Source organism: Burkholderia sp. AU17457, assembly GCF_002223255.1.
Lineage (GTDB): Bacteria > Pseudomonadota > Gammaproteobacteria > Burkholderiales > Burkholderiaceae > Burkholderia > Burkholderia sola.
This window is the reverse complement of record NZ_NKFB01000004.1, coordinates 622,357-637,219: the sequence shown is the minus strand read 5'-3', so window position 1 is coordinate 637,219 and position 14,863 is coordinate 622,357. Positions and strand designations below refer to the sequence as shown.

Annotated in this window: 12 protein-coding genes; 4 read left to right on the top strand and 8 right to left on the bottom strand. The window is 66.8% G+C overall.

Features of this window, described 5'->3' with window-relative positions:
- Positions 1 to 58: 58 nt before the first annotated feature.
- Positions 59 to 1,822: an N-acetylglucosamine-specific PTS transporter subunit IIBC gene (nagE, locus tag CFB49_RS15305; RefSeq protein ID WP_089491686.1), complete on the top strand. Its 1,764-nt coding sequence runs from the start codon at positions 59 to 61 to the stop codon at positions 1,820 to 1,822.
- A gap of 150 nt (positions 1,823 to 1,972) precedes the next feature.
- On the opposite strand, the gene CFB49_RS15300 is transcribed toward nagE, so the two are convergent.
- The 6 genes from CFB49_RS15300 to rpoH form a co-directional block, all read right to left on the bottom strand.
- Positions 1,973 to 4,471, bottom strand: coding sequence for a family 20 glycosylhydrolase (locus CFB49_RS15300; RefSeq protein ID WP_373453184.1), 2,499 nt, complete (start codon positions 4,469 to 4,471; stop codon positions 1,973 to 1,975).
- 509 nt (positions 4,472 to 4,980) lie between these two features.
- Positions 4,981 to 5,103, bottom strand: coding sequence for a cytochrome bd-I oxidase subunit CydX (gene cydX / locus CFB49_RS15290; protein ID WP_060733353.1), 123 nt, complete (start codon positions 5,101 to 5,103; stop codon positions 4,981 to 4,983).
- A gap of 62 nt (positions 5,104 to 5,165) precedes the next feature.
- Positions 5,166 to 6,302: a cytochrome d ubiquinol oxidase subunit II gene (gene cydB / locus CFB49_RS15285; RefSeq protein ID WP_069620264.1), complete on the bottom strand. Its 1,137-nt coding sequence runs from the start codon at positions 6,300 to 6,302 to the stop codon at positions 5,166 to 5,168.
- Positions 6,303 to 6,333: 31 nt separating this feature from the next.
- Positions 6,334 to 7,914, bottom strand: a complete 1,581-nt coding sequence (locus CFB49_RS15280; protein WP_089491683.1) for a cytochrome ubiquinol oxidase subunit I — start codon at positions 7,912 to 7,914, stop codon at positions 6,334 to 6,336.
- Positions 7,904 to 8,185: a cytochrome oxidase putative small subunit CydP gene (cydP, locus tag CFB49_RS15275; protein WP_175683011.1), complete on the bottom strand. Its 282-nt coding sequence runs from the start codon at positions 8,183 to 8,185 to the stop codon at positions 7,904 to 7,906. Before cydP ends, CFB49_RS15280 begins: the two co-directional genes overlap by 11 nt.
- A gap of 348 nt (positions 8,186 to 8,533) precedes the next feature.
- Positions 8,534 to 9,469, bottom strand: coding sequence for an RNA polymerase sigma factor RpoH (rpoH, locus tag CFB49_RS15270; protein ID WP_069620267.1), 936 nt, complete (start codon positions 9,467 to 9,469; stop codon positions 8,534 to 8,536).
- Between the two features lie 359 nt (positions 9,470 to 9,828).
- On the opposite strand from rpoH, the gene CFB49_RS15260 reads away from it, so the two are divergent.
- Together CFB49_RS15260 and CFB49_RS15255 are read left to right on the top strand one after the other, a co-directional pair.
- Entirely contained in the window at positions 9,829 to 10,398 is a 570-nt protein-coding gene (locus tag CFB49_RS15260) for an acyloxyacyl hydrolase (RefSeq protein ID WP_069620268.1), read from the top strand.
- A 45-nt stretch (positions 10,399 to 10,443) separates the two neighbouring features.
- Positions 10,444 to 10,827, top strand: a complete 384-nt coding sequence (locus tag CFB49_RS15255; RefSeq protein ID WP_069620269.1) for a nuclear transport factor 2 family protein — start codon at positions 10,444 to 10,446, stop codon at positions 10,825 to 10,827.
- Positions 10,828 to 10,970: 143 nt separating this feature from the next.
- On the opposite strand, the gene leuA is transcribed toward CFB49_RS15255, so the two are convergent.
- The gene (gene leuA, locus CFB49_RS15250; protein WP_089491682.1) at positions 10,971 to 12,617 is read right to left on the bottom strand and encodes a 2-isopropylmalate synthase; all 1,647 of its coding nucleotides are present in this window, start codon (positions 12,615 to 12,617) and stop codon (positions 10,971 to 10,973) included.
- Between the two features lie 377 nt (positions 12,618 to 12,994).
- Positions 12,995 to 13,969 carry a DNA-binding protein YbiB gene (gene ybiB, locus CFB49_RS15240; RefSeq protein ID WP_089491681.1) on the bottom strand — a complete coding sequence of 325 codons (975 nt, stop codon included), beginning with the start codon at positions 13,967 to 13,969 and terminating at the stop codon, positions 12,995 to 12,997.
- A 181-nt stretch (positions 13,970 to 14,150) separates the two neighbouring features.
- On the opposite strand from ybiB, the gene maiA reads away from it, so the two are divergent.
- Entirely contained in the window at positions 14,151 to 14,795 is a 645-nt protein-coding gene (gene maiA, locus CFB49_RS15235; RefSeq protein WP_089435657.1) for a maleylacetoacetate isomerase, read from the top strand.
- Positions 14,796 to 14,863 lie beyond the last annotated feature (68 nt).

The window sequence follows — 14,863 nt, the reverse complement described above, 5'->3', positions numbered from 1 at the left end:
ACTACGAAAGCAATTAGGTCAACGACGCTTAACGACGAGACATGGATTGGAGGATCGAATGGACGGGAATCCGTTTCTGAAAATACAGGGCCTGGGGCGGGCGCTGATGCTGCCGATCGCGGTATTGCCGGTCGCCGGCATCCTGCTGCGGCTCGGCCAGCCGGACGTGTTCAACATCAAGATGATCGCCGACGCCGGCGGCGCGATCTTCGACAACCTGCCGCTGTTGTTCGCGATCGGCGTGGCGGTCGGCTTCGCGAAGGACAACAACGGCGTGGCGGCGCTCGCGGGCGCGATCGGCTACCTGATCGAAACCGCGATCATGAAGGACATCGATCCCAAGCTGAACATGGGCGTGCTGTCCGGGATCATCGCGGGTGTCGTCGCGGGCCTGCTGTACAACCGCTATAAAGACATCAAGCTGCCGGACTACCTCGCGTTCTTCGGCGGCAAGCGGTTCGTGCCAATCATCACGGGGCTGGTCTGCGTGATATTGGGCATCGCGTTCGGGTACGTGTGGCAGCCGATCCAGCATGCGATCGACGCGGCCGGCCAGTGGCTGACGACGGCGGGCGCGATCGGTGCGTTCGTGTTCGGCTTCCTGAACCGCCTGCTGCTCGTCACCGGCCTGCACCACATCATCAACTCGCTCGCGTGGTTCGTGTTCGGCAACTTCACGCCGCCCGCCGGCGGCGAGATCGTGCACGGCGACCTGCACCGCTTCTTCGCGGGCGACCCGACCGCGGGCACCTTCATGGCCGGCTTCTTCCCGATCATGATGTTCGGCCTGCCGGCCGCATGTCTCGCGATGCTGCACGAAGCGCCGAAGGAGCGCCGCGCGATGGTCGGCGGCCTGCTGTTCTCGATGGCGCTGACGTCGTTCCTGACCGGCGTGACCGAGCCGATCGAATTCAGCTTCATGTTCCTTGCGCCGGTGCTGTACGTGATCCACGCGGTGCTGACGGGGCTGTCGCTCGCGATCTGCCAGATCCTCGGCGTGAAGCTCGGCTTCACGTTCTCGGCCGGCGCGATCGACTACGTGCTGAACTACGGGCTGTCGACGAAGGGCTGGATCGCGATCCCGCTCGGCATCGCGTACGGCGTCGCGTACTACGGGCTGTTCCGCTTCTTCATCCGCAAGTTCAACATGGCCACGCCGGGCCGTGAACCGGCATCGACCGACGCGGCCACGGAATCGTACGCATCGGGCGGCTTCGTCGCACCGGGCGCGGCGGCAACGGCTGCCGCACCGCGCGCGCAACGCTACATCGCCGCGCTCGGCGGGGCGGCCAATCTGTCGGTCGTCGACGCGTGCACGACGCGCCTGCGCCTGACCGTCGTCGATCCGGAAAAGGTATCGGAGCCGGAACTGAAGTCGATCGGCGCACGCGGCGTGCTCAAGCGCGGCGGCAACAGCGTGCAGGTGATCATCGGGCCCGAGGCCGACATCATCGCCGACGAAATGCGTGCCGCGATCGGCAGCGGCGCGACCGGTGCGGCAGCAACGGCGCCGGCCGCCGCCGCGCAGCCTGTCACGGGCGCGGCCGCCGGCCCGCTCGATCCGGAACCGACCCGCTGGCTCGCGGTGTTCGGCGGCGCGACCAACGTCGTGTCGCTCGATGCGGTGGCCACCACGCGCCTGCGCGTGGTCGTGCGCGATCCGTCGGCGGTCGATCGCGAGCGTCTCGGCACGCTCGACGTCGCATGGGTGTCGCTCGACACGTTCCACATCGTCTGCGGCAACGCGGCGGCACGCTATGCCGAACAGCTCGGCGCGCGCCTGCCGCCGTCCGGCGGCGGGGCGGCTGCGCAACCGGCGTGATGCGGTGAAGCCGGCCTGATCGATCCGCGTGGCGGATCCGGGCCGGCCGTCAAAAGAACAACGGCTTGCGACGTACGCGTCGCAAGCCGTTTTCTTTGGGGCGGGCGATGCGCTTGCCCGCCCCGCGCATGACCGGATGCCTTCAGCCGTTCACGGATTCGTCAGCGTGAAGGTCGGCTTCCGGTAGCCGACGCCGGCGCGCTCGAGCTTCGGCAATTCGCGTTGCGTGAGCAGCGTCGCGAAGCCGGCCCAGTCGCGCTGCAGCGCGGCGACGTCGACGTGGTGCGTGTCGCCGCGCTTGAAGCGCACGCCGGCCGCATACGGCAGCTCCCAGTCGGCCCGGTGCCACGCGCGTTCGGCGAGCGCGAGCAGCCGCGGGTAGGTCATGTATTCGAGGAAGGTGTCGTTGCGCATCACCTCGCCCCACGCCTGGCCCTGCATGCCTTCGATGCGCGGCGCGGGGCCCGTGCCCGTCACCTCGAACGCGTTGCCGTCGCGGTCGCCCATCACTTCGGCGTTCTGCGGCAGGTTCTCCGGCGCGAGCGAGAACACCTTGTACTCGTCGGTCGCGTGCGAGCCCCAGTAGTAGCCGCGCTCGCGCGGATTGAGCGTGTACGGGAAGTCGAAGTACAGGTAGTCGGGCAGTGCGAGCACCGTCAGGTAGCCCTTGCCGCTCAGGTCGCGCGCGCTGTCCGACGCGCCCCAGAAGATCGTGTCCCACAGCGACACCATCACGTGGCGCGTGCTGAAATCCTGCGGCCCGTTCGCGTGCTTGATGCCGTCCTGCCACGCGGCCATCGTGCCGATTCCGTTCGCGTTGACGGCCGCGCTCACCTGTTTCGCGAAACGCGTCGGCAGCTCGTCGATCGACTTGATCTCGCCGCGCTGGAGCAGTGCCGTGCACGCGGGCGAACGCGCCCACGGCTTGTCCTGCGCGGCCAGGTCGATGCGCCCCTTGTTCGGGTCGGTGCCGTTCAGCGGCTGGAACCCTCCGCCGAGGAAGATGTTCTTCGCTTCGTCGCCGCCGTAGTGCCAGGTCTGCAGCGGCGCCTGCGCGTCCGCGTGCATCGCCGCGATCTCGCGGATCACCTTCGACGCGAAGTTGAGCGCGCCCGGTACGCACGGGTTCAGGTCGCTGCGCCGGTCGTAGAACTGCACCGTCGTCAGGTTCGTCGTGTCCTGCGGGTCGAGCAGCCGATACGCGTTCGCTTCCTGCTCGCGGCCGGCCGCGTGCAGCCGCCGGTAGCGCGCCTCCATCGTCACGACGGCCGCGCGGGCGTGCGCGGGCATGTCGATCTCGGGGATGACCTGCACGAAGCGCGCGGCCGCGTAGCGCACGAGCGCCACGTAGTCGTCGCGCGTCAGGTAGCCGCCGCCCGAGCGGTTGTCGGGGCCGGAGCCGAGCTGCGGCAGCAGGCAGCGCGTCTCGCCCGGGTCGTGACAGCGGCGCGAGCCGATCTCGGTCAGCTCGGGCAGGCCGGGAATCTCGATGCGCCAGCCTTCGTCGTCGGACAGATGCAGGTGCAGGCGGTTGAGCTTGTACGCGCTCATCTGGTCGATCAGGCGACGCAGTGTCGCCGGCTGCTTGAAGTTGCGCGCGAGGTCGACGTGCATCCCGCGATGCGCGAAGCGCGGCGCGTCCTCGACGAGCATCGCCGGAATCGGGCCGCCGCCGGCCGGCGCGAGCGAGTAGAGCGTCTGTACGCCGTAGTAGAGGCCCGCGCGATCGTAGCCTTCGATCAGCACGCCGCGCGGCCCGATCGCGAGCCGGTAGCCGCCCGGTGTCGCGAGGTCGGCCGGCAGCCGGCGCGGTGCGACGAAGCCGCGCACCGGCACGCGTGCGCCGTCGAGCCCGAGGGTCGTCGCTCGCTCGCGCAGCGCCGCGACCTGCGCGTCAGGCAGATCCGGCAGCGCGAGTTCGACGCCGCGCAGCTCGAGCGTGCCGGGCAGCGGCAGTTCGCGCTTCACGCTCGGCAACGCACGGCCCGGATCGGGCCGTGCGGCCACCGGCGGCGCATTGCCGGTCGAGTTGTTCTGCGCGTCGGCCGGCAGCGATTCGACGTAGCGCAGCTCGTTGTCGGTGTCGTTGTAGCGCAGCACGGCCGGCGGCGCGCCGTCGACGACGACATACGGGCGCGGAATCACGTCGCTGTAGCGCAGCAGCCAGTATTCGGCGACGAACGGCAGCTCGATGCGCTCGCCGGGCGCGAGCCGCACCGAGCCCGGCTGCGGCGTCAGTTCGTACAGGTCGCCGGTGAGCCGCCGCAGCGCGAAGCCGGGGCGATCGATCCGCAGCAGGCGGCGGATGCTGTGCAGGTAGAGCTTCCAGCCGCCGTCGGCGATCGCCTGGTGGCCGCGGTTCTGCAGGATCAGGCGGCCCGTCGCGCAGGCGGCGCCGTCGGCGCCGAGATCGGCGCACGGCACGCCGGCCGCGCCCGCGTGGTTGTTGTCGACGGCGACGCGCAACGCGAGGCCGTTCGACAGCTGCGTCGCGAGGCTGGCCGCTTGCGCGGTGCCGGCGGGCGCGCCAACGGCGGCCGGCGCAGGTGCCGCGGCGATCGCAGCGGGCGACAGCACCGCGATCAGCAGGCCGGCAATGAGGGATGGCAAGGTGCGCTTCAATTCGAACTCCTGAGAAAAAGAGGACATGGCGGCGTCGTGACGCGACGTCGCTGCGATCGGGTCTTTCAGTGGAGCTGCGGGAGATACCCATGCGCGGGGCGATGCGGCTGCACCGCGCGCATTCGGCACGCGGGAGCGTGCGTTACGGAACGGGAGGCGGGCACGCGTGCCGATCGGATCGGGGCGTCGGCGTGCGCGGATTCATTGGCGGCCCACGGCGTTCGCCGCGGCGACGAGGCGGCCGTGGCCGACGGCGCGAGCCGCGGCACGCGGAAGTCGAAACGGCGCGCAGGCGCACGCCACACACGGAAATCGCATGTCTCCCCCACCCAGAAGGAATCGGCCTGTCAGCGGCCGTGTCCAACGATCTTATGAAACCTTTTATTGGTATTCAAGTGGTATCAATCTGGCGCTAAATTGGCATCGATGTACGCCGCCTCCCGGCGCGGCCAGGGCGAAAAAAAACCTCGCGCGAAGCGAGGTTCTTTCCTTCTGGACGGCGACCGCGGGATCGAGCGGCCGCATGCGTCACGCGTTCAGTCGCGGCGCGCCCGCACGGACGCTTCCTGCGTCTTCTGCCGCGCTTCGAGCCACATCGCGTTGACGATGCCGAACGACAGCGCGACGCCGATACCGAGAATCCAGCTGAAATACCACATGGTCAGACTCCTTGCGAAACGGTAGGCGAGGGCGCCCGCGCGCCCCGACCGGGTTCAATGCGTCAATACATCGAGTGCTTGTTCTCCTCGAGCGTCTGGTGCGTGACCTTGCCGCGCATCACGCGATACACCCAGCCGGTGTAGAGCAGCACGATCGGCAGGAACACGATCACCGCGAACAGCATCACCTGCAGCGTCATGTGGCTCGACGTCGAGTCCCATACGGTCAGGCTGCTGCGCGGGTCGAGCGACGACGGCATGATGAACGGGAACATCGAGAAGCCCGCGGTCAGGATCACGCCGACGATCATCAGGCCCGTGCAGAAGAACGCCGTCTTTTCCTGCTTCGAGCCGGCGAGCAGCAGCGCGAGCACGCCGCCCGCGATCCCGACGACGGGCGCGGCGATCATCCACGGATAGTCGCCGTAATTCGCGAGCCACAGGCCGGAACCCGCGGCGACGTCCTTGAGCAGCGGGTTCGCGACGGTGTCGGTCGGCGCGGCATGCGTGATGTGGAAGCCGCCGATGTAGGAGGCCACCAGCACGCCGGCCAGCACGAACAGCACGACCGCGAGGAACGACGCGACGCGCAGCGCGATCGACGCACGGCGCGCGATCGCGCCGTCGGTCTTCATCTTGATGAACGCGGCGCCGTGCGCGACGAGCATCGTGAGGCTGACGAGCCCGCACAGCAGCGCGAACGGGTTCAGCAGCGCCCAGAAGCCGCCGTAGTAGGTCACGCGCAGGTCGCTGTCGAACTTGAACGGCACGCCCTGCAGCAAGTTGCCGAACGCGACGCCGAACACGAGCGCCGGCACGAAGCCGCCGACGAACAGGCCCCAGTCCCAACCCGCGCGCCAGCGCGGGTCCGGCCGCTTGCTGCGGTAGTCGAAGCCCACCGGCCGGAAGAACAGCGCGAACAGCACGAGCAGCATCGCGAAGTAGAAGCCGGAGAACGACGCCGCGTAGACGAGCGGCCAGGCCGCGAACATCGCGCCGCCGGCCGTGATCAGCCACACCTGGTTGCCTTCCCACGTCGCGCCGACCGTGTTGACGATGATGCGGCGCTCGTCGTCGGTCTTGCCGAGGAACGGCAGCAGCGCGGTCGCGCCCATGTCGAAGCCGTCGGTGACGGCGAAGCCGATCAGCAGCACGCCGACGAGCACCCACCAGATCAGCTTGAGAGTTGCATAGTCCATAGCGATTCCTTGTTCGGTTGCGAGGGCGTGCTCAGACTGCGGCCCGCTCGCCGGCGGCGGCGAGTTCGTGGTGATAGCGGCCGGTATGCAGCGACGACGGGCCGAGGCGCGCGTACTTGAACATCAGCTTGATCTCGATGACGAACAGTACCGTGTAGAACGCGATGAAACCGGCGAGGCTCAGGTACAGGTCCGTCGACGTCAGGCTCGATGCGGACAGATGCGTCGGCAGGATGCCCGCGATCGTCCACGGCTGACGGCCGAGCTCGGCGACGACCCAGCCGAATTCCGCGGCGAGCCACGGCAGCGGGATCGCCCACAGCGCATAACGCAGGAACCAGCGGCGGTTGTCCTGCAGCAGTTGCCGGCGCGCGCAGAACCAGAACGCGGCGACGAAGGTCGCGAGGAACAGGAAGCCGAGGAACACCATGATCCGGAACGAGAAGAACACGGGCGCGACCGGCGGGATCGTCTTCTTCGCGGCGGCCTTGATCTGCTCCGGCGTCGCATCGATCACGTTCGGCGTGAACTGCTTGAGCATCAGTCCGTAGCCGAGATACTGCTTGTGCTGGTCGAACAGCGCGCGGGTCGTGTCGCTCTTGTCGCCTTCCTTGATCTTCTGCAATGCGCCGTACGCGACCATCCCGCTCTGGATGTGTTCCTCGCTGTGCTTCGCGAGCTCGCGCAGGCCGATCACCGGCTCGTCGATCGAGCGCGTCGCGATCAGGCCGAGCGCGTACGGGATCTTGATCGCGTAGTCGGTGCGCTCTTCCTTCTGGTTCGGGATGCCGATCAGCGTGAACGACGCCGGCGCCGGCTGGGTTTCCCATTCCGATTCGATCGCGGCGAGCTTCATCTTCTGCACTTCGCCGGTCGTGTAGCCCGATTCGTCGCCGAGCACGATCACGCACAGCGTGGCCGCGAGGCCGAAGCCGGCCGCGACCGCGAACGAGCGCAGCGCGAAGTCGATGTCCCGCTTCTTCAACAGGTACCACGACGAAATGCCGAGTACGAACATCGCGGCCGTCACGTAGCCGGCCGACACGGTATGCACGAACTTCACCTGCGCGACCGGGTTGAACAGCACGTCGAACAGGCTGGTCAACTCCATGCGCATCGTCTGGTAGTTGAACTCGGCGCCGACCGGGTTGTTCATCCAGCCGTTCGCGACGAGGATCCACAGCGCGGACAGGTTCGAGCCCAGCGCGACGAGGAACGTGACGATCAGGTGCTTGACCTTCGACAGGCGGTTCCAGCCGAAGAAGAACAGGCCGACGAACGTCGATTCGAGGAAGAACGCCATCAGGCCTTCGACCGCGAGCGGCACGCCGAAGATGTCGCCGACGTAGTGCGAGTAGTACGACCAGTTCGTGCCGAACTGGAATTCGAGCGTGATGCCGGTCGTCACGCCCATCGCGAAATTGATGCCGAACAGCTTGCCCCAGAACTGGGTCATGTCCTTGTAGACCTGTTTGCCGGTCATCACGTAGACGGCTTCCATGATGACGAGCAGCCAGGACAGGCCGAGCGTCAACGGCACGAACAGGAAGTGGTAGAGCGCCGTGATGCCGAACTGCAGACGTGACAGATCGACGACTTCGCTACTTATCATGATGGTCTCCCTCGGTAGATGCAGGCGCCGGCGCCGAGAGCAGCTTCTCGGCCACGGCGGCAGGCGGCAACGACATGTGCTCGGCCTGCGGATGATTGAAGAATGCGTATTTGAGCGACATCAGGAGGATCAGCTTGACGATCAGCACCAGGGTGATGTCGCGGGCGAGGGTGGGTCCGCGTGCCCATGCGGCGATGCGTGCGCGCCAGCCGATCGTGCCGGCCGGCCGCGAAGGCGGCGCAGGCTCTTTATTGATCGAGATCAAGGCGATTATCCTGAATCGATTTACGTCGGATTGGGGGCGACTTTACGTCGGATTTATGACGGCCGTGAAGCTGTTTTAATCCTTTTGCGCCTGACATGCCAATTTTAAAAGGACTGCTTTCCGATGCCGAGTGCTGCGCTGCGGCAGACCGTCGCGAAACAGGGGGTAAAAATTGAGGTGGATCAAGGTTATGCGGAAGGGCGCCGCAAATGGCGTAATGCCCGATGAATCAGTTCAATTAATCGACGCAAAAACGGAGAGCGAAACGGCCGAAAAGCACGGGGAAACTGGACGAAAAAAAACCGCTGCCGGTCGGGCAGCGGTTTTCGATGAGGCGCTTTAGGTCGCCGGGATTCAGGCGTATTCGGCGAGGGCGGTGCGCATCTTTTTCATGGCGCTCGCCTCGATCTGGCGAATGCGTTCGGCCGACACGCCGAATTCGGCGGCGAGATCGTGCAGCGTCGAGCCGCCCGAGCCGTCGTCGTCGACCTGCAGCCAGCGCGCCTCGATGATGCGGCGGCTGCGCGCATCGAGCGCGTCGAGCGCCTGCGCGATGCCGTCCGTCTGCAACATGTCGCGTTGGCGCGCGGCGAGCACGGCGGTCGGCTCGTTGTGCGAGTCGGCCAGGTAGGCGATCGGCGCGTACGATTCCTCGCCGTCTTCCACTTGGCCCTCGAGCGCGATGTCGCCGCCCGACAGGCGCGTTTCCATCTCCGTGACTTCTTCGCGCTTGACGTTGAGCTCCTGCGCGAGGCCGTCGATTTCCTCGGGCGTCATCGCCTGCATGCTCTTCTTGTGGCTGCGCAGGTTGAAGAACAGCTTGCGCTGCGCCTTCGTCGTCGCGACCTTCACCATGCGCCAGTTGCGCAGGATGTACTCGTGGATCTCGGCCTTGATCCAGTGAATCGCATACGACACCAGGCGCACGTTTTGCGTCGGGTCGAACCGTTTCACCGCTTTCATCAGGCCGATGTTGCCTTCCTGGATCAGGTCGCCGTGCGGCAGGCCGTAGCCGAGATAGTTACGCGCGATCGACACGACGAGACGCAGGTGCGACAGCACCAGGCGCCGCGCCGAGTCGAGGTCGTTGTTTTCGCGGAATTCGGTTGCATACCGGCGTTCCTCCTCGGCGGTCAGCAGCGGAATGCGGTTGACGGCCTGGATGTACGCGTCGATGTTGCCGAGCTGGCCGGGCAACATCGATTGGGCTGCGAGCGCCAGCGAGCCTGCCGATTCGGCCTTGGCCGGCGTCGGGCTCAGGGTGTTCGGGAGGGTCAGGGCGTTGCTCACTAAAAACTCCTTTGGAATCAGGGACAAACCCCGGTCTCGGATGAGATTCCGTGGTCATCTTAGCACTCCCGCAATACGAGTGCTAATTCCTTAGAGCGGGCGGGGGCATCGGAGTTCCCCATTTTTCTATCGGATGGGTCGAACCGATAGTCTATTCTGCGACAGGGGCTCGGCCATGAAGTTCCGTAAGCCGTTGTTTCTGATAGGAATCAGTAGACGATTTCGATTTTTGTCGTTTTGGAAGCAAGCCATTTCGCTTCGTGATGCCGATTCGAAAAGTCCTTTACCATACCATTCAGTTCGCTCGGGCCCCGGCCGTTGCCGCAGGCTCCATTCAACCCACAAAGTTGGAGTGTCAGATGAACAATAAGAAGAATCGCCGGCCCCGCAGCCGGCTGGTGCTGCATGCGATGCTGGCAGCGTCTCTTCTGGGCGGATCGGGTGCGGCTTTCGCGGACCGATGGGGGATCCAGGCGGGCGGCGGCTTTTCCGATCGCCACGGGATCGACAAGGCCGATCTCGGCGTGGTCTGGGATCCGGGCTGGAACTGGTGGGAAATCGGCGGCTGGCACTTCGCGTTCGTGATGGAAGGCCATGTCGGCTACTGGCACACCGGCGGCAACGTGCACGCCAACATCGGTGAATTCGGCGCGACGCCGATGTTCCGTTTCATCAAGAGCGCGGGCCAGGTTCGTCCGTTCGTCGAAGCCGGCGCCGGCATCCGGTTCCTCACGCATCCAACGATCTCGAACAATCTGTCGCTGTCGACATCGTTCCAGTTCGCGGACGTCGTCGGCGTCGGCGCGCAGTTCGGCGAACGGCAACAGTATCAGGTGGGTTACCGTTTCCAACATGTGTCTAACGCGGGTATCAAAGAGCCGAATCCTGGTATAAATTTCCACCAGTTCTACGTGCAGTACAACTTCTGATCCGCACGCCGGCGCACGGCGGGCGCGTTGCCGAGGAGTCAGGCGATGGCGAAGGTGGTCGATGCGATCCGCGCGCTCGAGCGCGATCGGTTCCGGGCGATGGTGGACGGCGACGGCGAGGCGCTCGACGCGCTGTTGTCGGACAAGGTGTTTTTCGTCCACACCAACGGCAAACGCGAAACCAAGCAGCAGTTCATCGACGCCATCGTCGCCGGCCGCCGCCGCTATCGCCAGATCGAAATCCAGTCGCAGGACGTGCTGCCGGTCGGCGACGCCACCTGCGTCGTCACCGGGCGCGCGTTGATCGAGATGGAAACCAACAACGGCGGCCTCGTCTTTCCGATTGCCTATACGTCCGTCCACACGCACGACCAGGGCCGCTGGTGCCTGTTCGCGTGGCAGGCGACGCGGTGCGCGACCGAAACTTGAGCGCGGGTGGCGCCCCTTTTCATGTGTCGATCGAAGCGGCCTTCTGAGCCGCTTTTTGCTGCCTCGTGCGGCGCGGATCGCGCGGCGCACGGGCGGTCACGCACCGCTCGCTGACGTTTCAACCCGGCATCGCAGCCCGGCGTTCAGGCCGCCGCGCGGTGGTCCGCGCAGTGCCATGCCGAGCGGTTGACCGCACCGACGACCGCATCGAGCGCCGCGACGGCCGCATCGGCGTGCACGCCGACCCCGTGCCGCAGCGGCGCGTCGCCGACCCGGCAGCCGACCGATACCGCGATGCGGCCGTCCGCGGCGCGCGTGTGCTCGCACGACGCGACCTCGATCGCGGCGCCGGCGGCCGCCGCAAATGCCGCGGCGAAATGTCGCGCCGCGTCGTCCGGCGTCGCATCGGCGGCGGGCGCCGTCGCGATCTCGCGGTTTTGCCAGCGCGCGCCGTTGCCGTGGCGCGCGGCCGGGCCGTCGGTCTCGAAGAATTCGCGCGCGAACAGCGCGCAGATCGCGTCGCCCGTCACTTCCTCGCCCGACGCGTCGGCGAGCGTCTGCACCGCATGGCTGAATTCGATCTGGACGCGGCGCGTCGGCGTGAAGCCCATCCCGCGTTCGAGCAGGAACGTCGCGCCGCCCTTGCCGGACTGGCTGTTCACGCGGATCACCGCGTCATAGCTGCGGCCGAGATCGGCCGGGTCGATCGGGAGGTACGGCACTTCCCAGACCGCGTCGGGGCGTTGCTGGGCGAAGCCCTTGCGGATCGCGTCCTGGTGCGAGCCCGAGAACGCGGTGAATACGAGGTCGCCCGCGTACGGGTGGCGCGGATGCACGGGAATCTGGTTGCAGCGCTCGACGACGCGGCGCACCGCGTCGATGTCGGAAAAATCGAGCCCCGGGTCGATGCCTTGCGTGTAGAGGTTCAACGCGAGCGTGACGAGATCGACGTTGCCGGTGCGCTCGCCGTTGCCGAACAGGCAGCCTTCGATGCGGTCGGCGCCCGCGAGCAGCGCGAGTTCGGCCGCCGCGACCGCGGTGCCGCGATCGTTGTGCGGATGCACGGACAGCACGATGCTGTCGCGATACGCGAGATTGCGGTCCATCCATTCGATCTGGTCGGCGAACACGTTCGGGGTCGCGGCTTCGACGGTGGCCGGCAGGTTGACGATCATCTTGTGGTCGCGGGTCGGGCGCCACGTCTGCGCGACCGCGTCGCAGATCTCGCGCGCGAACGTCAGCTCGGTCATGCTGAAGGTTTCCGGCGAATACTGGAACGTCCAGTGCGTGTCGGGGCGCGCGGCGGCGTGTGCCTTGATGATGCGCGTGCCGTCGATCGCGAGCGCCTTCACGTCGTCCTTCGACATCCCGAACACGATGCGGCGGAACGACGGGCAGACCGCGTTGTACAGGTGCACGATCGCGCGCGGCACGCCTTCGAGCGCATCGAACGTGCGCGCGATCAGGTCTTCGCGCGACTGCACGAGCACTTCGATCGTCACGTCGTCGGGAATCCGCTTGTCGTCGATCAGCTTGCGGACGAAATCGAAGTCGGTTTGCGACGCCGACGGAAAACCGACTTCGATCTCCTTGAACCCGATCGCGACCAGCATGTTGAAGAACTCGAGCTTCTGCTCGATGCTCATCGGTTCGATCAGCGACTGGTTGCCGTCGCGCAGATCGGTGCTCATCCACACGGGCGCACGCTCGATGGTGCGGGCCGGCCAGCGGCGGCCATTGAGGCGGACGGGCTCGAACGGACGGTACTTGTCTTGCGGATTGCGCATCATCTTCTGGACCTCGGGTCTCAAGTCGCGAGCGAAGACGCACGGCACGGGCGCCGGTTGGCGCTGCCTCGCATCCGGCGCGCGATGGCGCCGCGGATGCGGATGATCTTCGCGAATCGGCCGACGGATGGACGGACGAATGCTGACGACTTCGGGTTGTAAAAACTGCGAGAGGGGTACGGCGAGGAACTGCTGGGAGGACCGTGCGAACAGCACACGGCGCTACGACAGCCTTAGGCTAGTCGTAGCGATAGCGGCCGCGCTAGGCGGCCGGAGGTAATTCGGAGGGTGTTCGGAAAGGAACGCATGACGGCCACTCTATGCCAGGATGCGCTCGCGTGTCAAATGTCGGGATAAAGGGCCAGGTCGTCGTCGCGCCGTCAGCGCGCGACGCGCACGATCTGCACGATTGTCGCGACCTGTCGCGCGACCGTGTCGGGCACCGGCACCTCGCCGCGCAGCACCGCGTCCGTCCATGCCGCCGTGGTCGCCGCATCGCGCGACTCGGGCAGCGCGACGGGCGGCGCGTCGGTCGACGAACGCTCGGCGTCGATCAGCGTGTCGCACACGCCGTCGTGCAGCCAGTCGACCTGCACCTGGCGCCGCGTGTCGGCCACCGCTTCGCCTTCGGTGCCGCGCGCGAGCAGCGCACCGCCCCGCGCGGCGTCCGGATGATCGCGGAACAGCTGCGCGAGGCTGTCGCGGTACGGCGGGTGCGTGTAGTTGACGAGCCGCAGCCCGGCCGGCGCGAACGGCTGCAGGATCTTCACGAGCGTATGCGTCGAGTTGCGCACGCCGAGCACGCTGCGCATCGACAGCAGGTGCGCGATGCGGGGCGCCAGCACGTCGATCGGTGCGAACGCGACGCGGCGCTCGGCGAGCGTGTCCTCGATCGCATCGTGCGACGTCGACGGCGCGAGCGACAGCGCCGAGAAGATCTCGGCGCTCGTCACGCGGCCCGGATCGCGCTCCACTCCGTGCACCAGCACCGGCACGCCTTCGCGCGCGAGCAGCAGCGCGAGCAGCGGCACGAGGTTCGGCTGCTTGCGCGCGCCGTTGTAGCTCGGGATCGACACCGGGCGGAACGCGGCGTCCTGTACGTGCACGGGTTCGAACGACGCTTGCGCGGCGGCGAGCATCGCGGCCAGTTCGTCGGCGGATTCGCCTTTCAGCCGATAGGCGATCAGGATCGCGCCGAGTTCGATGTCCGACACGCGCGCATCGAGCATCGCGCGATAAAGCTCGAACGTGTCCTCGGCGGACAGGGCGCGCGCGCCGTTCGGCCCGCGGCCGATTTCCTTGATGAAGCGGGCGCAGGGGAACGGAGCGGCGGCGGGATCGTGGGAAGCGGTCATCGGAACGTGGGACGGGCGGCCGGCATCGGGCCGCGCGGTGAGCGGTGAGGAATGCCCCGAGTATCGCACGGGCGCGGCCGCGCACCGTGCCGCGCTACACTCTGGTTCCCGGCGGCGCGCGCACCGGCTGCGCCGCGCCCGTGCCGCCGCCGGCCGAATACGATCAAAAGAGAGACATCCCATGAAGCTCTACAGCTATTTCCGCAGTTCCGCGTCGTACCGCGTGCGGATCGCCCTGAACCTGAAGCGGCTGCCGTTCGACTATGCGCCCGTGCACATGCTGCGCGACGGCGGCGAGCAACTGAAGGACGCGTATCGCGCGCTGAATCCGGATGGGGTCGTGCCGACGCTGGTCGATGGCGACGCGACGCTGCAGCAGTCGCTCGCGATCATCGAATATCTCGACGAAACCCATCCCGAGCCGGCGTTGCTGCCGAAACAGCCGGTCGATCGCGCGTACGTGCGATCGGTCGCGCTGCAGATCGCGTGCGAAATCCACCCGCTCAACAACCTGCGCGTGCTCAAGTACCTGAAGCATACGCTGAAGGTGTCCGAGGACGCCAAGAACGCATGGTACCGGCACTGGATCGAGGCGGGTTTCGACACGCTCGAGACGCGTCTCGCGAACGATCCGCGCACCGGCAAGCTGTGCTTCGGCGACACGCCGACGCTCGCCGACGTGTGCCTCGTGCCGCAGGTGTTCAACGCGAACCGCTTCTCGATCGACACGACGCGTTTCCCGACGATCCAGCGGATCGTCGACCATGCGGCGACGATCGATGCGTTCAAGGCCGCCGAGCCGGGCGTGCAGCCGGACGCCGAATGAGCACCGAATGAGCGCGCGCCCCCGTGGCGAGCATGATCGGGTGCGCATGAAAAAGGGCGCCCGAAGGC